A 17,822-nucleotide genomic window follows, 5' to 3' on the forward strand; every position below is an offset into this window, starting at 1 on the left:
GGTTTTGATAGATAGTAACTCACGTTATTAATGCATTTGCATTGAACTTTGACTTAACCCCCTTATTTGAAAAGATATATGCCAGATACCACTATCGCTTAAAATAAAACCACGAGGTTAATTTTTATTCGATAATAAGTTTACCGCTTCGCTTTGACTAATTTCAGTACTCGGCTAGTTTTTAATACGAACACCGACGACATGAGATGCAAAATATGTCGTTTTATTTAAACAACGAAACTGGAGAAATAACATGGCTGAACATCGTGGCGGTTCTGGTAATTTCGCAGAAAATCGTGAAAAAGCATCCGAAGCAGGTCGTAAAGGTGGTCAAAATAGTGGCGGTAATTTTAAAAATGATCCGCAACGCGCCTCTGAAGCAGGTAAAAAAGGCGGTCAACAAAGCCATGGCGGCGGCCGCAAATCGGGTGACTAATTTTTCACTGATTAATTAAGTTTAACGTTTGGTTTAATAGCAATACTGATAGCGAGTCGGTTTCGGCTCGCTATTATTTTCGCTGACCTCGAGGGTAATATTTATGCAGATCAATTCACTGACTGATTTCTTTATCCATGGCCTGTCTGATATTTACAGTGCAGAAAAGCAGCTCACTCGTGCATTATCGAAACTTGCCCGCGAATCGTCGAATACTGAACTCGCTGACGCGTTTAAAAAACATTATGAAGAAACACAGGGGCAAATTGAGCGTCTCGACCAGCTCATTGAAGCCGAACCGAATATCAAGCTCAAGCGTATGAAATGCCATGCGATGGAAGGGCTTATTGACGAAGCAAATGAAGTTATCGAAGCCACAGAAAAAGGCAGTGTTCGTGATGCCGGGCTTATTGCCGCTGCGCAAAAAGTTGAACATTACGAAATTGCTTCTTACGGCACGCTCTGTACGCTGGCAAGCCAGTTAGGGCTTAAAAAAGCCTATGACCTGCTTTCCGCGACGCTTGAAGAAGAAAAAACCACCGATAATCTTCTCACAAAAATTGCCACCTCATCGATTAATAAAAAAGCCGAAGGCAAATAGACGCCCTCGTAATGCATTCGCTTAATTTCACTTACCGGTAAGTAAAAATGACGACGATGAAAGGAAAAGAACATGACCCCACAAGAGAATTATCACGACTGGTTGCGCGATGCCCACGCGATGGAAAAACAGGCCGAATCCATGCTCAACGCCATGAGCAAACGTATCGATAATTATCCGGACCTGCGCGCGCGAATTGAACAACACCTGACGGAGACTCAGGGGCAGATCACCCTTCTTGAAGAGGTGCTTGATCGCAACGGCATCAACCGCTCCATCATGAAAGATGCCACCAGTAAAATGAGCGCCATGGGTCAGGCCGCGGGCGGCATGTTCGCTTCGGACGAGATCGTAAAAGGCGCGATTAGCAGCTACGTTTTCGAGCAGTTCGAAATCGCCTGTTATACCTCATTAATCAGCGCGGCAAAAAAGGTGGGCGATACCGCAAGCGTTGCGACCTTTGAGCAAATCCTCGCCCAGGAAGAGGCCATGGCCGACTGGGCACTTAAGCATCTGCCGGATGTGACCGAACAATTTTTACTGCGTGACGCCGCCGACGGCGTAGAAGCGAAAAAATAACACGACACATCAGGAGAGACTATGTTTCGACACGTTAAACAGTTGCAATATACCGTTCGCGTCAGTGAGCCGAATCCCGGTCTCGCCAACCTTTTACTGGAACAGTTCGGTGGCCCGCAAGGCGAATTAGCCGCAGCCTGCCGTTATTTTACCCAAGGGCTGGGGGATGATGATGTCGGTCGCAAAGAGATGCTGATGGACATCGCTACCGAAGAACTGAGCCACCTGGAAATCATCGGCTCTCTCGTGGGAATGCTCAATAAAGGCGCTAAGGGCGAGCTTGCAGAGGGGACGGAGAACGAAGCAGAGCTTTACCGTTCGTTAACGCAGAACGGGAATGACAGCCATGTCACCTCCCTGCTCTACGGCGGCGGCCCGGCTTTGACGAACTCTGCGGGTTATCCCTGGACGGCGGCGTATATTGACACCATTGGTGAAGTAACGGCAGATCTGCGTTCGAATATCGCGGCCGAAGCGCGTGCCAAAATTATCTACGAGCGCCTGATTAACGTCACTGATGATCCGGGTGTGAAAGATGCGCTGAGCTTCTTAATGACCCGTGAAGCCGCGCATATGCTCTCTTTTGAGAAAGCGCTCTATTCGATTCGCAACAATTTCCCGCCGGGCAAATTGCCGCCTATCGAACAATACACCAACGTCTATTACAACATGTCCGAAGGGGACGACCCGCGTGGCAGTTGGAATAGTGATGAAAACTTTGAGTACGTTGCCGATCCGCAGCCTGCCGTTGACGGTGGCGATGGTTTAGCCTCTGTCACGCTCAGCAAAGAGCAGCAGGCGCTGGTGAAAGCCATGGCTAAACGTACCCAGTCTGACCCTTCTGTCGACCCCCTAACCGGTGCCGAACTCGGAAATGGGGAACCACAACCCAAATAACATCAGCAGTCGCATGCCTGTGTTATTCACCCCTTAGCCAAGGGGTGTTTTTTTGATAAGGGGATCGTGATGTTTGAATTAGATGCCTTTCATCTGGCAAGAATACAATTCGCTTTTACGGTCTCTTTTCATATTCTCTTTCCGGCTATCACGATTGGGCTTGCCAGCTATCTCGTGGTGCTGGAGGGGTTATGGTTAAAGACCAAAAACCCTGACTGGCGCGCCTTGTATCATTTCTGGTTAAAAATCTTTGCGGTTAACTTTGGGATGGGGGTGGTCTCCGGTCTGGTCATGGCCTATCAGTTCGGAACCAACTGGAGCGGCTTCTCGCAATTTGCCGGAAGTATTACCGGCCCTTTGTTGACCTATGAAGTACTAACGGCCTTTTTCCTTGAGGCCGGGTTTTTAGGGGTGATGCTCTTTGGCTGGAATAAGGTAGGCCCCGGTCTGCACTTCTTCGCGACCTGTATGGTGGCGCTCGGCACGCTGATGTCCACCTTTTGGATCCTGGCGTCCAATAGCTGGATGCACACGCCACAGGGGTTTTCGATTGTAAATGGCCAGGTGGTCCCTACCGACTGGTTTAAGGTCATCTTCAATCCCTCTTTCCCTTACCGTTTACTGCATATGACGATTGCCGCCTTTTTAAGTAGCGCCCTCTTTGTCGGCGCCTCTGCGGCCTGGCACTTATTGCGTGGCAATGACACCCCTGCCATCAGAAAGATGTTATCGATGGCGATGTGGATGGCGCTGGTCGTCGCCCCGGTGCAGGCTTTTGTAGGCGATATGCATGGGCTCAACACCCTTGAGCATCAGCCGGCCAAAATAGCCGCCATTGAAGGACACTGGGAAAACCCGCCAGGCGAAGCCACTCCTTTATTACTTTTCGGCCTGCCGGATATGGAGGAAGAGCGCACACGTTACGCCGTTGCCATTCCCGCGCTGGGCAGTCTGATTCTGACTCACTCTCTACACGACCAGGTTCCGGCGCTAAAAGACTTCCCGAAAGCTGACAGGCCAAACTCCACCATTGTGTTCTGGTCTTTCCGCCTGATGGTCGGGATGGGGTTGCTGATGATAGCGCTGGGTATTCTGTCGCTGTGGCTGCGATATCGACACCGCTTGTATACCTCAAGGCCCTTTCTGCACTTCGCGCTGTGGATGGGTCCGGCTGGTCTTGTTGCCCTGCTTGCCGGATGGGTGACAACGGAGTCAGGTCGCCAGCCCTGGGTTGTCTATGGCCTCCTGCGTACGATTGACGCCGTCTCGTTACACAGTACATTGCAGATGAGCCTGAGTCTGGCGACATTTATTATCGTCTACACCTCCGTCTTCGGTGTGGGATATGGCTATATCGCACGCCTGATTAAAAAAGGCCCGCAGCCGTGGGATGAGCACCCCACCGACGGCAGACCCGCACGCCCGCTCTCTGCGGCTGGGGAGAGCTTACAGACCGGGGAGAGAAAATAATGGGTATCGACTTATCGCTTATCTGGTTTGTCATTATTGTCTTCGCCACGCTGATGTATATCGTGATGGACGGCTTTGATCTTGGCATTGGCATTCTTTTTCCCCTGATCACGGACGAGGGGGAACGAGACATCATGGTCAATAGCGTCGCACCGGTCTGGGATGGCAATGAAACCTGGCTGGTGCTGGGTGGCGCCGGTCTGTTTGGAGCCTTCCCCCTCGCCTACGCGGTGATCACCGACGCACTGGCTATTCCTCTGACGCTGATGCTCATCGGCCTTATTTTTCGCGGCGTTGCCTTTGAGTTTCGCTTTAAAGCGACACCCCACCATAAGCCCTTTTGGGACAAAGCCTTTCTTGCAGGATCATTACTTGCCACCTTTACGCAGGGAGTAGTCGTTGGCACGGTGATCAATGGTTTTACCGTCACGGGTCGCACCTTTAGCGGCGGCGCGCTGGACTGGCTTACGGCATTTAACCTGTTTTGCGGTCTTGGACTGGTGATTACCTATGGCATGCTTGGCGCAAGCTGGCTGGTGATGAAAAGCGCGGGCGCGTTGCAGCAAAAAATGCGGGTGGCCGCCAGGACATTACTTCTCGGTTTACTGCTGGCCATGGCGATTGTCAGTCTCTGGACACCGCTCACCCACGAGGCGATCGCGGCGCGCTGGTTTAGCTTCCCTAATCTCTGGTTTTTCGCGCCCGTTCCGTTGCTGGTACTGATTTTAAGCGTGGGGTTATGGCGTACCTTACATAACCCGCAACACCATACCCTGCCTTTTATATTGACCCTGGGGTTAATTTTCCTCGGTTTTAGCGGACTCGGCATCAGTATATGGCCAAATATTATTCCTCCTGATATTTCGCTATGGCAGGCGGCATCACCGCCGCAAAGTCAGGGATTCATGTTGGTGGGGGCGCTACTGATTATTCCCGTCATCCTTGTCTATACCTTCTGGAGCTATTATGTGTTCCGCGGGAAAATTGAACATGGGGAGGGTTATCATTGATGAACAGTAAACAAAGCGGCGCAGTGAAAAAAGTGATGTGGTTTATTTCACTGTGGTTTGGTAGTGTGCTGGCGTTATTTATCGCCAGCACACTGATTAAATTATTGATGACGATGGCAGGTCTACATACCTGACGAAAGAAATGCGCTTACTGATCATCCGCTAATAGCATAATTAAGGTGCCTAATGAATAACTGGCGGCCTGTTTTATAACCGATTCACTGTCACCTTCAAAATGTTTTACTTTAGCGACAATGACATTGTCAGGAAGTTGCCAGGCAAACCAGACCGTCCCGGCCGGGGTGCCATCTTCACCACCATCCGGCCCGGCATAACCGCTGACGGCCAGGCTGACATCCGCCCCGGAGTGGGCGATAGCGCCGGAAACCATCTCCTTCACCGTCTGTTCACTCACCGCGGTATGGGCTGAAATTGTCTCTTCTTTGACGCCCAGCACCGTGATTTTCGCGCCATCCGTATAGGTGATAAATCCACAGCCATAAAACGAGGGCGTATCGTCAGAAGCACAGAGCGCTGAGGCGATTAACCCACCGGTGCAGGATTCGGCCGTCGTCAATCGTAACTTCTTTTCAGTGAGCAATCGCCCCAGTTCGTTGGCGATAGATAAAGCGGGTGTTGTCATTATTTTCCTCCTGTCATCCACATGGCGGTTGCGCAGGCAACCGCCGTTTCCCATCAGAGGGTTGCTTTTTCCGCGCTCAGGCCCGGCACCAGAATAACCTTACGGCACTCCTCCTGGCGCTTATCGAAGATTTCATAGCCCCGCGCCGCCTCTTCAAGCGGAAGATGATGTGTCACAATCTCTTCCGGAGAGAGGTGGCCCTGGTCGATAAGTTCAAGTAAATCAGGCAGGAAAGCATGGACGTGGGTTTGGCCCATTTTGAAGGTCAGCCCTTTATCAAAGGCATCGCCAAACATAAATCCGTGGATAAATCCGGCATAGACGCCGGGCACGCTGACAATACCGCCACGGCGCACGGCTGCGATGGCTTGCCGGAGGACCTTGCCGCTACTGCCTTCAATCTTGAGGTTGCTCATGACGGTCTCGGTCAGGCTGCCTTTCGCTTCAAAGCCAACCGCATCGATCACCGCATCGACACCGCGATGGCCCGCCGTGTTTTCAATGATCCAGGCGGCGGGATCATCATTCTTATCGAAATTAATGGGAATGGCGCCATAGCGTTGGTGGGCATACGCCAGCCGATAATCATTGTGATCAATGATAAAAATCTGCTCGGCCCCATTCAGTCGCGCACATGCCGCCGTCAGTAGTCCTACCGGTCCGGCGCCGTAGATGGCCACGCTTGACCCCTTTTTTATCTCCGCGTTTTTCACAGCCTGCCAGGCCGTTGGCAGGATATCGGAGAGGAAAAGCACTTTTTCATCCGGCAAGTGTGCGGGGACTTTAAACGGCCCGGTGTTGGCTTTCGGGACGCGAACATACTCTGCCTGCCCGCCAGGAATACCGCCATAGAGGTCACTGTAGCCAAACAGGGCCGCGGGCGGCGTAATGCTCTTACGGTTCAGTGCAGCGCCCTTCCCGCTGTTGGTGTTTTCGCAGGCGGAGTATTGCTGCAGTCGGCAGAAAAAACAGTCTCCGCAGGCAATCACAAATGGAATAACAACGCGGTCGCCTTTACTGACATTTTTGACTTCCGGGCCCGCTTCAACCACTTCGCCCATAAATTCATGACCAAAAATATCACCATGATGGGTACCCGGTATTTTACCGTGATAGAGGTGCAAATCTGAGCCGCAAATAGCCGTTGCGGTTACACGCAGAATAATATCATCCGGGGCCTCAAGACCAGGGTCGGGCATCGTATCCACTTTAACGTTATGAGGTCCATGATAGGCGAGTGCTTTCATAGGCGCGTCTCCTGATTAACGGCTTTGAATAAACAGAACGGTAAGTTTTAGGTATTAATCTGAATTATCTGCCGCCTTTTATTAAGGCTGCATCGATTACGCTCCATCTTATTTACCGATTAAGAATATAAAGGATAGAACAAAAATTAAGTTTCCATTCATTGTTCCTCTCCGTAGACAATAAAATAAAAATAACAAGCGCAGCGGAATATGTTTTGAACGTACCCGTCTATTTATTCATCATGGCGAAAATGTCTGTTCTTTAATTGGCGGGCAGCTAATGAATCTTGCCGCTAAATACGCGAAAGACCCAGGTGTTATAGGCTAAGGTTATCGGCGCCAGCAGGCCAAAGCAGAGGAGAAGAAACTGTTGCGTCTTCACCGGTGCCGCCGCCTGTTGAATCAGGAGATTCACGGGCACAATAAAAGGGAACAACGTAAAGGCCAGCGCCGCGAACGCACAACTGACCAGTATCTGAATGGCGGCCATCGACAAGAACACATAGTGCCGTGAAAGGCTAATCCACAGCACCGCAAGCCCGGCAGCCGCAATGGTTAACAGCGGCCCCCACAGCCAGGGGTTGAGGAGATGCTGCCGCCAGGTCTCATGAAGGAAAATGGTCCAGACCAGTAACCCGGTCACAAGAACCAGCGTCAGGGCGCTAAGCCAGGGAATAGCGCGCCTTGCCCGGTATTCCAGACTGCCCGTACAACGCCAGTTCAGCCATCCCGCCCCCATCAGGCAGTAGCCCGTAATCAGGGCTATGCTGCAAAAGAGAGGGAAAGGGCTCAGCCATTCCCACCCCGTCCCGGTAAACTGTAGGCCGTCGTTGGGGAGTCCCATAATCAGAGTGCCAACGATGACACCCTGAGAGATGCTTGCCAGTAATGAACCGCTCACCAGCATCGTGTCGAAGAGGCGTGGCGCATAGTGCCGGTATTCAATGGCCATGCCGCGCGCCACAAGCGCCAGCAGCATCATAAAGACCGGCACATACAGCGCGCTAAGCATAATGGCATAGGCCAGCGGAAACAGCCCCAGCAGGCCCCCTGCCGCCAGCACCAGCCAGGTTTCATTACCATCCCATACGGGCAATAAAGAGAGGTTAAGCTGATGGCGGGCGTCGGCATCGCGTTGGAATGCGCATAACATGCCCGTACCTAAATCGGCGCCATCGAGTAAAACATAGACCCACAGGCTCCCCGCCAGCGCCGCAGCAGAGAGGGTCTGTAACCAGGGAAGCCCCAGAAGTTCACTCATTCTGCGCCCCCCTGCCCTGTACGCCTGGCGACATCCGGCATTGCCCCTTCTTCGTCCCGTTGCGGCGGGCGTGACAAAATGCGCAGCAAAAACCATAGCCCAAGCCCAAACAGCGCGAGATAGACCGTCACAATACACACCAGAGAACCCAGCACCAGCGATGGCGATACGGGCGAGGCGCTCTCAGCCGTGCGCAGCAGACCGTACACAGTCCACGGCTGTCGCCCGGCTTCGGTCACCACCCACCCGGCCAGCATGGCGACAAACCCCGCCGGGGCCATCAGCACCATCAGGCGAAGCAGCCAGCGTGCGTGAAACAGACGGCGGCGCAGGCGCACCACCAGGCCGGCAACCCCGGCAAAGGTCATCAGCAGCCCCAACCCAACCATCACCCGAAACGACCAGAAGACCAGCGGAACCCAGGGCAACGTATCCTGGGGGTACTGATTGAGGCTATGAATTGTTCCCTGCAAATTGTGGCGCAGGTACAGGGAACCCACATCCGGTATCGCCACCTCATAGTGGTTGCGGCGGGCCGCCATATCCGGTATGGCAAACAGGCGCATCGGTTCGCCCTCGCCCGGCGGCGGCGGGTTCCAGTTGCCTTCGATAGCCGCCAGTTTCACCGGCTGGTGATCGCGCGTGTTTTCACCGTGCAGATCGCCCAATACGATTTGCAGGGGGGCCATTACGAACAGCATCCACATGGCGAGAGAAAACATGTGCCGTGCCGCCGGATGGCGTGCATCGCGCAGCAAGTGCCACGCACCACAGGCCGCCACCAGGCAGGCGGTGCCGAGCATGGCGGCCGCGACCATATGCGCCATCCGCAACGGAAACGAAGGGTTGATAATCGCCGCCCACCAGTCGACAGGCTCAAAACGCCCCTCTGCACCTATCACAAAGCCATCCGGTGTCTGCATCCATGAATTTGCCGCGAGGATCCAGAAGGCGCTGAAAAACGATCCCAGCGCCACAATAGAGGTCGCCATAAAGTGGACCCACGGGCGCACCTTGCCCATCCCGAATAGCATAACCCCCATAAATCCGGCCTCAAGGAAAAAGGCCACCAGCACTTCCATATAGAGCATCGGGCCCAGCACGGCCCCCGTGCGGCTGGCAAGCCCGCTCCAGTTGGTGCCGAAGGAAAACTCCATCACCACACCCGTCACCACGCCAACCGCCACATTCAGGGCAAATATCTTGCTCCAGTAGCGCCACAGGCTCAGCCAGACCTGCTGCTTTCGCCAGAGCCACAGGCCTTCAAGCACCATCAAAAATTGCGCCAGCCCAAGGGTAAAGGCGGCCAGCACAATATGAAAGCCGATGGTAAACGCAAACTGACCACGAGCCAGCAGCAGTGCGGTTTCCGGGCTCATGCTAGGCGTCGCTGGGTTTGCCGGTATATGAAGAGATGGGCTTATCGACCTGCTCCTCCATCCGGCGGGAAAAGGCTTTAAGCCCGTTAAGAACAGGCTGCAGCGAGCGCCACAGGTCGTCATCCTGCAACATTTTCCAGACTCCCTGCACGCCGGGCGCCTTTTGCTCGCGGGTCTGTTCAGGCTGGCTCAGCGCATCCGCCATATCCCGCAGGCCAAAGGCCAGTTTATAGACCCGATCCGGCGGCAGAGAGGAGAGCGCCAGAACAATGACCGACACATTCTGGATAACATTGAGTGTGCCTTCCCGTTGCAGCCCCTTCACCAGAACCTGCGCGACCTCGTTATTCGCTGCCACCAGATCGTTGACTAAACGCAATACACCATGCTGGTGCAAGGTCTCCAGCAGTCGTTCCAGTTCGTCGTGGGCGTCCGGCCCGATTTTTGCCGGTTCCGGCTGATACTCTATCGATTTCGCCATCAGAATCTCTCCGGATGTGGTTCATGCGCCGGTGGCTCGTCATAATCATCACGACGCCATTTCTCCTCCACGGGCACTTTGTTAATGGGGGTGCGCTTGCCGTGGCGGAAATTGTGTGCGGGTAAGGGGCCAGGGTGAGCAGGCCGTTGCAGCGGCTGCAACTGAACGGCGATTTCTTTATAGGCAGGCGTATTCACCGCCGGATCGTGATGCTCGCCGGTCAGTTGATTAATCCCCGGCTTGCCCTGATGGATAGAGATGAAAAGCACGTTACCCTGCACCCGATCCGTCACGACAATCGGGACATCAAGCGTTCCCCTGCGCGAGCTCAGCCTCACCCAGTCGCCCTCATTCAGGCTGCGTCCCGCCGCCAGTTCGGGGCTCACCTCTACATACCATTCGGGCGAGAGGCTGATCGTCCGCCCCCCTCTGCCGCTCTGGTTGGTCGACTGGAAGTGTTCGAGCATGCGGCCATTGTTCAGGATAAGGTCAAATTCGGCGTCAGCCTCTTCCGCAGGCGGCTGCCAGCTCAGGGGATAAAGACGGGCACGTCCGTCGGGGAATTTAAAGCGCTCGGTGTAAAGTAATGGCGTACTGACGCCCTCAGGGCTCACCGGCCAAATCTGTGATTTCCAGCCTTCCAGACGCGCGTAGCTGACCCCGGCAAAACTTTCGGCAATCTTTGCCACTTCGTCCATGATCTGCCCCGGATGGGTATAACCCCAGTCATACCCCATTTTCGCGGCCAGTTGCGTGAGGATAAGCCAGTCCGGTCGGCTGTCGCCGAGCGGCGGCATCACCGGATAAAACCGCTGGATGCGTCGCTCGGTATTGACGTAGGTGCCCTCTTTTTCCACGCTCGGGCACCCCGGCAATACCACATCGGCAAACTGCGCCGTGCGGCTGAGAAAGAGATCCTGCACCACCAGGAAATCGAGCTCCGTAAAGCCCTGATGCACATTGGTTGTGTCCGCGTCAGAAAAGGCGGTCTCCTCACCGATAACATACATCGCGCGAAGTTGATCGCTGGCCGCCAGCTTGACCATCATAAAATTGTCCTCACCCACGTCGAGTGAGAGTTTTTCTGGTGCCACGCCCCATGCCCGCGCCCACTTCTCGCGCACCTGCGGGTCGCTGACCGATTCGTACCCCGGATAGAAATTTTTCAGGCAGCCGAAATCACTGGCCCCCTGTACGTTGTTGTGACCACGCATCGGGTAGCCCCCCGTTCCGGGGCGGCCATAGTTACCGGTCACCAGCAGCAGGTTGGACAACGCCGTACTGGTATCCGCGCCATGACTGTGTTGCGTTATCCCCATCGCCCACAGGATGCACATGCTTCCCGCCTGGCCTATCAGTTCCGCCGCTTCGCGCAGCGTGTTTTCCTGGATACCGGTAATTTGCGCGGCATAGTCCAGGGTAAACGGGGCCAGCGAATGGCGATACGCCTCCACGTCATTCACGCGTGCGGCAAGAAACGCCTCGTCGGCATAACCGTGGTCAAACATGTAGCGCGACATCGCAGATGCCCATACCAGGTCGGTGCCTGGGTGGATACGCAAATGCAGATCGGCGCGTTCTGCCATCTCATGACGGCGCGGATCGACAACCAGCAATTTTTGTCCACGGTGTTTGCGGGCGGATTTCAGTTTCGAGGCAATAACCGGGTGGTTCTCTGCCGTGTTGCTGCCCACAATCACAATCAGTTCCGCCTGTTCCAGGTCGTGTATCGTGCCTGCATCGCCGCCATAACCTACCGTGCGAAAAAGCCCCTCGGTCGCCGGGTTCTGGCAATAGCGCGATGAGTTGTCGACACTGTTCGTGCCGATGATCAGTCGCGCGATTTTTTGCGTCAGGTAAGCCTCTTCATTGCTGCCTTTACTGGAGCCTATAAAGCCAATGCTGTCCGGCCCTGTTTCATCACGGATAGCCAGCAGGCGTTGCGCGACGAGGGTGAGCGCCTCCTCCCAACTTGCCGGGCGAAAACGGTCATTTTCGCGGATAAGCGGCGTGGTCAGGCGTTCCGGGCTATTGATGAAATCCCACGCGAACTTGCCCTTCACACAGGTCGAAATGCCATTCACCGGCGCATCAATCACCGGCTGCACTTTAAGGAGATGCCTGTCGCGGGTCCACATTTCGAAACTGCACCCCACGCCGCAGTAAGTACAGACCGTCTTGGTGCGTTTGATCTCCGGCTGTCGCAGATGGGTATCAATAACCGAAATGCCGGAAATAATTTCTGCCCCGGTGGCATTCTCCAGCGTTTTGATAACATCAATCAGCGGACGTTTCAGGGACTGGCGCATAGAGGTGAACGGACCGGCATCGGGCTGCATGGTTTTTTCGAGCAGCGCGTTACACGGGCAGACCGTGACGCAGTGACCGCAACTGACACAGCTTGAGCCCGCGATGCGGTTACCGCCGTCCCATAACACGCGCGGATGTTCCATCGTGTAATCGATGCTCAGCGTCTCGTTGACTTCAACGTTCTGGCAGGCCTCCACGCAGCGCCCGCACAGGATGCATTGATCGGGGTCATAGGTGTAAAACGGATTGGATTCGTCTTTCACATAAGGCTTGCGCTGGAAAGGGTAACGCTGGATAGGGATATGCATGTCCACCATGGTGTTATGCAGCGTGCAGTCACCGGTATTGTGTTCGCAGACGGTGCAATAGAGTTCATGCTTTGCCAGCAGGCGATCCATCCCCTCCTCTCTGGCGGCACGCGCATGTTGGTCGGCGCTATTGATGACCATCCCATCCTGGCTACGCAACGTACAGCCTCTGACCAGCGTCCCCTCCTGTTCAACCCAGCAGACATCGCAGGTTTGCAGCGGCTCCAGCGCCTGGTGATAGCAGACGTGGGGCAAGGTGATATGGCAGGCATCAAGAAAATCGATAAGCGGCATGTCCGCCGGGCCGACAAGGGCCTTGCCGTCGTAAATGACGGTACATTTTTGCAGGCTCATTTTGCTTCCTCAGACCAGTCATGTACGCGCACTCCCGTTTGGTAAAATGCGTTACGTCTTATCCTGATGAATAACGCGTTTTTACTCACGCCATGGGTGACGTATCTGTTATGGCAGTTAAAAAGATTTTTTGCTAAACCGAGTGGCAAAGCCGGGAATATTCCGTCTGTCTGTTTGTTGTGAAAAAATCGTAGTGAAAAAAACACTGTCGCTCTAAAAAAGAGTATGAGCAAACGTTACAAAACGAAGCGGTAAAATTGCGCCGGAGCGATAGAGAAAATGGCTTTCGGTAATGGTATCAATATGCCATTTATTCGCCCGCGTTAATGCATCTGATTATAGATGCCCGAATCAGCTAAATGACGCAGACAGGCTCGCCCTCAGAAAAACGTAAGACGCCCGCTCACGACAAAGTCACAACTCATTGACTATAAAATATAAAAGGCCACACAGCGTGGCCTTTAGACTCTTCTATTTTTTATCCGGATCAGGTTTTTTATCTCCGGACTCGGGTGCTTCACGGGGATCATCTTTCTCAATATACAGCATAAAAACCGCCTCCTGTTTTCAATAAGAGATTAACTATAGACGGTCTCATGAAAAATAAGCCAGGCGGCAAGCGCCATGTTAAATCCAAAATACCGTTACGCTTGTTGAAATATTGCATGAAGATTGCGCGTAAATAATGCCAACAGAAAAGAGAGTTACATCGATAGTTCCCCTTTTCTGGCCCGATAAAAAAGACCTGCCGAATAAGCAGGTCTGAGAATTAAAATAAAGGATGACGGCCTGATAAACGCTTACTCAGGGTAAGGCATACGCCATTAACGCGTCTCCGGAGCGGGTTCCCAGCCCCCCATGCCCACCGGCAGCGATAACCACATACTGTTTGCCATCATCGCCCTGGTAGGTCATTGGCGTTGCCTGCCCTCCTGCCGGAAGCCGTGCGCGCCAGAGTTCTTTGCCGCTGGCCTCGTCAAACGCGCGCAGGTAATCATCCGCTGTGGCGCCGGTAAAAATCAGCCCACTTTGGGTGATGACATTTCCCCCCATCATGAAAATCCCGGTCGGCAAGGGCAGATTGGTATGGGTGCCGAAAATGTTCATATCGCGGGTGGTTCCCGCCGGACGCTCCCAGATAATCTTTTTGCTCACCAGGTCGATGGCGTAGATTTTCCCCCACGGCGGCGCGTTGCACGGGGCATCCAGCGCGCCCAGCCAGGGTTTAACGATGGCCGCCCAGGGGGTGCCATATTGCGGCCCGACGGAAAACTCTTTCGGTTTGGGATAGGGTTTTCCACTTCCCCAACCGGCCCATTTCTGCATTAATCCCTGCTTAATCGCCTCTTCGCTTTTCATTACCTGCATGGTGAACGGGATATAGCTGGTATTGGCAATCAGCACATGATGGCGCGGATCGACAGAGGCGCCGTACCAGTCAATCACGCCGTCAAAGGCCGGGTAGGCAATGGACGTGCCCTCTGCAGGCGGCGTGAATTTACCCTGATAGCGGTAACGGTGGAACTGGATGCGACACCAGAGCTGATCAAAGGGCGTGGCACCCCACATATCGGTTTCGCGCAAATCAGCCGGAGAGAGATCCGGCATCCCCACGGAGTCAGGTTGTGTTGCCGATAAACGCTCGCCAGGCAGCGAGGGATGCTGTGGAACGGGCTTTTCGTTAACCTGCGCCAGCGGTGTGCCCGTTCGTCGGTCGAGCAAGAACAACTGTCCCATTTTGGTGGTCTGCACCAATGCGGGTACCGTTTCACCACCCTCAGCGGGCAGGTCAATTAACGTTGGGCCAATGGGCACATCATAATCCCAGACATCATGATGTACCGTCTGGTAATGCCAGCGCTCCGCCCCGGTGCGGATGTCCAGCGCCACAATAGCGCTGGAGTAACGGTCATCAAAGGGGCGTCGACCCGCACCATAATAATCAGGCGTGGCATTGCCCAACGGAATATAAATCAACCCCAGTTGAGCATCCGCGGTATAGGTTCCCCAACCGTTCGGCGTCCCGCGCGTATAGTTCTCACCCGGGTTAAGCGGCGCGGTGGGCGGGTTACGCCCCATATCCCAGGCCCAGGCCAGTTCACCGCTGTTGACATCATAGGCCCGGACAACGCCGGAGGGCTCGCCGGTAGACTGGTTATCGTATATCCAGCCCCCCAGCACAATGCGTCCATCCATCACCATCGGCTGTGAGGTGATGAAATGGAAACCGGGCGGCACATCGCCCAGATGATCGGTCAGGCTGACAAAGCCATTCTTACCGAAGTTTGCACAGGGTTTACCCGTCTGTGCGTTGAGCGCCACCATACGGGCATCCGCCGTGGTCGTGATAATTTTTTGCGGGCAAACTGTATCATCGGTATTTTCGCTCCACGCCACGCCGCGGCAGGCCAGATACTCATTGGCCGAGGTATCGTTCTGCGGGTCGAACCGCCACAGCATCTTACCCGTCGTGGCATTAAGCGCGATCACCTGGCGGTGGGGCGTACAGATATAGAGCGCATTACCCACCTTGATGGGCGTAACTTCAAGGTTAAATTCACGCCCGGCTTTGTCTTCCCCCTTTTGCATGACATCGCCAGAGTCAAAGCGCCACGCCAGTTTCAATTGCGCGACATTCGCAGGCGTGATCTGCGCCAGCGGTGAATATCGCTGACCCTCAGCGGTGCGCCCGTAATATTTCCAGTCCTTTTCGCCGTCTGTCAGGGCGGTTGTTTTCTCTGCCGGAAACGGCTGATGATGGACAAAACGCGCATCCGAAATCTGCCAGCCGCTCCAGAAAATGCCGATAATCGCGACCACATACACCAGGGCGATGGCGCTGCCATTTCGTCTGGCTGGCGCAGAGCGCGTCAGAGGGCGAACCACCCAGGGCATGCTTACCCACAAGCCCAAAACCGCAGGCAGCAGTAAACGAGGCATCAGTTGCCAGCCATCCAGGCCGACTTCCCACAAAGACCAGATGACGCATAGGACAAAGGTGAAAAGATAAATCCAGACCCCGGCCAGACGCTTTCTCCACAACAACACACCGCTGAACAGGAAGCCGCAGCCAAAAAGCAGATATCCGGGCGAACCGCCAATAAAGGCCAGCCAGCCGCCGGGCAGCAAAAATGCGAGTCCGAAAAGGGTCACCAGAACACCGGTGACGCGCGCCCATAAAGGCGATGTAGTCTGTGACACAACCCACCTCTTTTGTAAATTCATGTCAATAAAGCTTAGGAAATTTCACATAAGGCGTATTTAAAACCAGAATCAGGAGTATCCAGGCCATACAATTCATTTACTTTCAAAGAGATGAAGTCACTGCTTGTTCTTTGTACTCACTGTCCGACCTGGAAGAACGCCCGGTTAAGGGCTATACCCTTTCGATGAACAGACGCTGTGCTGAGGATTGAGGAGGTGTATGGGATATCTGGCGTGGACCGCAGCAACCGGTGGTTTATTACTTTTGATGTCGTTGTCCTATGGGTGGATTAGCCGCGTACCGGTCCCCGTCTTTGGGCTGTATCTTATCGTCGGTATCGGCTGTGGCCCCTGGGGTTTTGGCCTGATCAATCTTGATATCGTCCAACACGCCTCCTTAACCAGCCGAATAACCGAGATTGCGATGGCGGCCTCGTTGTTTATTACCGGCCTTAAAATTCGCCTGCCGCTCAGCTCCCCGTACTGGAAAATGGGGTGGATGCTGGCCCTGCCCGGTATGCTGTTAACTATCGCAGGCATCATGGTCGCGGCACATTTTCTGGCAGATCTCTCCTGGCCCCTCTCGCTGGCGTTAGCCGCTATCCTGGCCCCCACCGACCCCGTGCTGGCAAGTCTGGTGGCAATCAACGACGCACGCGACGGTGACCGGCTGCGCATCGCGTTATCCAGCGAGGCCGGTCTGAACGACGGTACCGCCCTGCCGTTTCTGATGCTGGCGGTGGTCTGGTATAAAGCAGGCGGTACGATCGGCGCCGATGAATGGCTACGCTGGGTGAGTGTCGATCTGGTCTGGGCGCTGATTGGCGGGTTAGCGATCGGCTTTCTTCTTGGCAGAGTCATTGGCCTTGCAGCCACCCATTCCCGCCATGCGCAAGGGGAAGTCGCCCCCAGCGATTTCATCGCGCTTTCCCTTATCTGTCTGAGCTTCTCGCTGGCCATGTCGGTGAGTGCGTCCGGTTTTTTGGCGGCGTTTGCCGCAGGTGTCGGCTTGCGTAGTGCGGAAGTGAGCGTGCAGAAACGCCATTCTGAGGAATACGACCATGATTTGCCTGCGGAAATGCAGGTAAATCCCCATACCCGACATGCGCTGGAAGAGCGCAACCCAATAAAGCAAGTCGGTCTCGTCATCGGCGATGCGTTGTCTTTTGGCGATACGGTAGAGCGTTTGCTGGCGGCGACGCTGGTCATCGTTCTGGGGGTGACCTTCGCATTACACTGGGACGCCACTGCCCTGATGCTGGCATTGATTATCTTTGTGATCGTCCGGCCACTGGCGGTATTAATCCTGACATGGCGCGCAAACGAATCGCTGTTTCATCGCATAAGCCTCGGGTGGCTCGGTATCCGTGGCATCGGCAGTCTGAACTATATCGCTTATGCCTGGGTTCATGGCCTGGCGGGAAGCGAGGCAAGCAGGATGGTGGATATTGCCATTACGGTTGTTACCCTCAGCGTATTTATCCATGGCATATCGGTGACGCCTTTATTGGCGCTGCGCCGCAAACGTGAAGAAGACCAGTAAAGCGGTGTTTTCACCGGGTAGCGATAATCTGGATTTTCTTCCCATCCTCGTCTTCACGCCTGCTGCAACCAGAAGAGTTTTCACTTGCCTCTATACTTA

At 54.3% G+C, this 17,822-nt stretch carries 15 protein-coding genes; 8 read left to right on the plus strand and 7 right to left on the minus strand.

Going from position 1 to position 17,822, the window contains the following annotated elements; genetic code table 11:
* Positions 1 to 253: 253 nt before the first annotated feature.
* From MRY16398_RS16335 to MRY16398_RS16365, 7 genes are all read left to right on the plus strand, one after another.
* Positions 254 to 436, plus strand: a complete 183-nt coding sequence (locus MRY16398_RS16335; protein ID WP_039079287.1) for a con-10 family general stress protein — start codon at positions 254 to 256, stop codon at positions 434 to 436.
* A gap of 103 nt (positions 437 to 539) precedes the next feature.
* Positions 540 to 1,037, plus strand: a complete 498-nt coding sequence (locus MRY16398_RS16340; protein ID WP_125124806.1) for a YciE/YciF ferroxidase family protein — start codon at positions 540 to 542, stop codon at positions 1,035 to 1,037.
* Between the two features lie 72 nt (positions 1,038 to 1,109).
* Positions 1,110 to 1,616, plus strand: a complete 507-nt coding sequence (locus tag MRY16398_RS16345; protein WP_039079289.1) for a ferritin-like domain-containing protein — start codon at positions 1,110 to 1,112, stop codon at positions 1,614 to 1,616.
* A 21-nt stretch (positions 1,617 to 1,637) separates the two neighbouring features.
* Complete coding sequence (locus MRY16398_RS16350; RefSeq protein WP_039079290.1) at positions 1,638 to 2,513, plus strand: manganese catalase family protein; 876 nt, start codon at positions 1,638 to 1,640, stop codon at positions 2,511 to 2,513.
* 69 nt (positions 2,514 to 2,582) lie between these two features.
* On the plus strand, positions 2,583 to 3,983 hold the full coding sequence (locus tag MRY16398_RS16355; RefSeq protein WP_039079291.1) for a cytochrome ubiquinol oxidase subunit I: 1,401 nt from the start codon (positions 2,583 to 2,585) through the stop codon (positions 3,981 to 3,983).
* Positions 3,983 to 4,993, plus strand: coding sequence for a cytochrome d ubiquinol oxidase subunit II (gene cydB, locus MRY16398_RS16360; protein WP_125124807.1), 1,011 nt, complete (start codon positions 3,983 to 3,985; stop codon positions 4,991 to 4,993). The genes MRY16398_RS16355 and cydB overlap by 1 nt, the downstream gene beginning before the upstream one ends.
* A complete protein-coding gene (locus MRY16398_RS16365; protein ID WP_082027085.1) occupies positions 4,993 to 5,127 on the plus strand; it encodes a DUF2474 family protein in 135 nt (44 codons plus the stop codon). The genes cydB and MRY16398_RS16365 overlap by 1 nt, the downstream gene beginning before the upstream one ends.
* A 14-nt stretch (positions 5,128 to 5,141) precedes the next feature.
* On the opposite strand, the gene MRY16398_RS16370 is transcribed toward MRY16398_RS16365, so the two are convergent.
* The 7 genes from MRY16398_RS16370 to MRY16398_RS16400 all read right to left on the minus strand — a co-directional run bounded on the left by MRY16398_RS16370 (position 5,142) and on the right by MRY16398_RS16400 (position 16,177).
* Positions 5,142 to 5,636, minus strand: coding sequence for a 2-oxo-tetronate isomerase (locus tag MRY16398_RS16370; protein ID WP_039079293.1), 495 nt, complete (start codon positions 5,634 to 5,636; stop codon positions 5,142 to 5,144).
* A gap of 53 nt (positions 5,637 to 5,689) precedes the next feature.
* The gene (locus tag MRY16398_RS16375; protein WP_039079294.1) at positions 5,690 to 6,883 is read right to left on the minus strand and encodes a zinc-dependent alcohol dehydrogenase; all 1,194 of its coding nucleotides are present in this window, start codon (positions 6,881 to 6,883) and stop codon (positions 5,690 to 5,692) included.
* Between the two features lie 277 nt (positions 6,884 to 7,160).
* Complete coding sequence (locus tag MRY16398_RS16380; RefSeq protein ID WP_125124808.1) at positions 7,161 to 8,144, minus strand: cytochrome d ubiquinol oxidase subunit II; 984 nt, start codon at positions 8,142 to 8,144, stop codon at positions 7,161 to 7,163.
* A complete protein-coding gene (locus MRY16398_RS16385) occupies positions 8,141 to 9,523 on the minus strand; it encodes a cytochrome ubiquinol oxidase subunit I (RefSeq protein WP_125124809.1) in 1,383 nt (460 codons plus the stop codon). Before MRY16398_RS16385 ends, MRY16398_RS16380 begins: the two co-directional genes overlap by 4 nt.
* Before the next feature lies 1 nt (position 9,524).
* Complete coding sequence (locus MRY16398_RS16390) at positions 9,525 to 10,004, minus strand: helical membrane plugin domain-containing protein (protein ID WP_039079297.1); 480 nt, start codon at positions 10,002 to 10,004, stop codon at positions 9,525 to 9,527.
* Positions 10,004 to 12,976 (minus strand): formate dehydrogenase subunit alpha, encoded by a 2,973-nt coding sequence (fdhF, locus tag MRY16398_RS16395; protein WP_125124810.1) that lies wholly within the window; start codon positions 12,974 to 12,976, stop codon positions 10,004 to 10,006. The genes MRY16398_RS16390 and fdhF overlap by 1 nt, the downstream gene beginning before the upstream one ends.
* Before the next feature lie 804 nt (positions 12,977 to 13,780).
* Complete coding sequence (locus tag MRY16398_RS16400) at positions 13,781 to 16,177, minus strand: membrane-bound PQQ-dependent dehydrogenase, glucose/quinate/shikimate family (RefSeq protein ID WP_232034341.1); 2,397 nt, start codon at positions 16,175 to 16,177, stop codon at positions 13,781 to 13,783.
* 223 nt (positions 16,178 to 16,400) lie between these two features.
* On the opposite strand from MRY16398_RS16400, the gene MRY16398_RS16405 reads away from it, so the two are divergent.
* A complete protein-coding gene (locus MRY16398_RS16405; RefSeq protein WP_125124812.1) occupies positions 16,401 to 17,723 on the plus strand; it encodes a cation:proton antiporter in 1,323 nt (440 codons plus the stop codon).
* The last annotated feature ends 99 nt before the right edge of the window (positions 17,724 to 17,822 follow it).

This window comes from Phytobacter sp. MRY16-398 (genome assembly GCF_003925915.1).
In the GTDB taxonomy this organism is placed as follows: Bacteria; Pseudomonadota; Gammaproteobacteria; order Enterobacterales; family Enterobacteriaceae; genus Phytobacter; species Phytobacter diazotrophicus.

What these genes read in the sequence shown, in the direction of transcription:
- MRY16398_RS16370 (WP_039079293.1), bottom strand. Translation starts at nt 5,636, where the DNA reads ATGACAACACCCGCTTTATCTATCGCCAACGAACTGGGGCGATTGCTC.
- MRY16398_RS16345 (WP_039079289.1), top strand. Translation starts at nt 1,110, where the DNA reads ATGACCCCACAAGAGAATTATCACGACTGGTTGCGCGATGCCCACGCG.
- MRY16398_RS16355 (WP_039079291.1), top strand. Translation starts at nt 2,583, where the DNA reads ATGTTTGAATTAGATGCCTTTCATCTGGCAAGAATACAATTCGCTTTT.
- MRY16398_RS16365 (WP_082027085.1), top strand. Translation starts at nt 4,993, where the DNA reads ATGAACAGTAAACAAAGCGGCGCAGTGAAAAAAGTGATGTGGTTTATT.
- MRY16398_RS16350 (WP_039079290.1), top strand. Translation starts at nt 1,638, where the DNA reads ATGTTTCGACACGTTAAACAGTTGCAATATACCGTTCGCGTCAGTGAG.
- MRY16398_RS16375 (WP_039079294.1), bottom strand. Translation starts at nt 6,883, where the DNA reads ATGAAAGCACTCGCCTATCATGGACCTCATAACGTTAAAGTGGATACG.
- MRY16398_RS16405 (WP_125124812.1), top strand. Translation starts at nt 16,401, where the DNA reads ATGGGATATCTGGCGTGGACCGCAGCAACCGGTGGTTTATTACTTTTG.
- MRY16398_RS16335 (WP_039079287.1), top strand. Translation starts at nt 254, where the DNA reads ATGGCTGAACATCGTGGCGGTTCTGGTAATTTCGCAGAAAATCGTGAA.
- MRY16398_RS16380 (WP_125124808.1), bottom strand. Translation starts at nt 8,144, where the DNA reads ATGAGTGAACTTCTGGGGCTTCCCTGGTTACAGACCCTCTCTGCTGCG.
- MRY16398_RS16390 (WP_039079297.1), bottom strand. Translation starts at nt 10,004, where the DNA reads ATGGCGAAATCGATAGAGTATCAGCCGGAACCGGCAAAAATCGGGCCG.
- cydB (WP_125124807.1), top strand. Translation starts at nt 3,983, where the DNA reads ATGGGTATCGACTTATCGCTTATCTGGTTTGTCATTATTGTCTTCGCC.
- MRY16398_RS16385 (WP_125124809.1), bottom strand. Translation starts at nt 9,523, where the DNA reads ATGAGCCCGGAAACCGCACTGCTGCTGGCTCGTGGTCAGTTTGCGTTT.
- fdhF (WP_125124810.1), bottom strand. Translation starts at nt 12,976, where the DNA reads ATGAGCCTGCAAAAATGTACCGTCATTTACGACGGCAAGGCCCTTGTC.
- MRY16398_RS16340 (WP_125124806.1), top strand. Translation starts at nt 540, where the DNA reads ATGCAGATCAATTCACTGACTGATTTCTTTATCCATGGCCTGTCTGAT.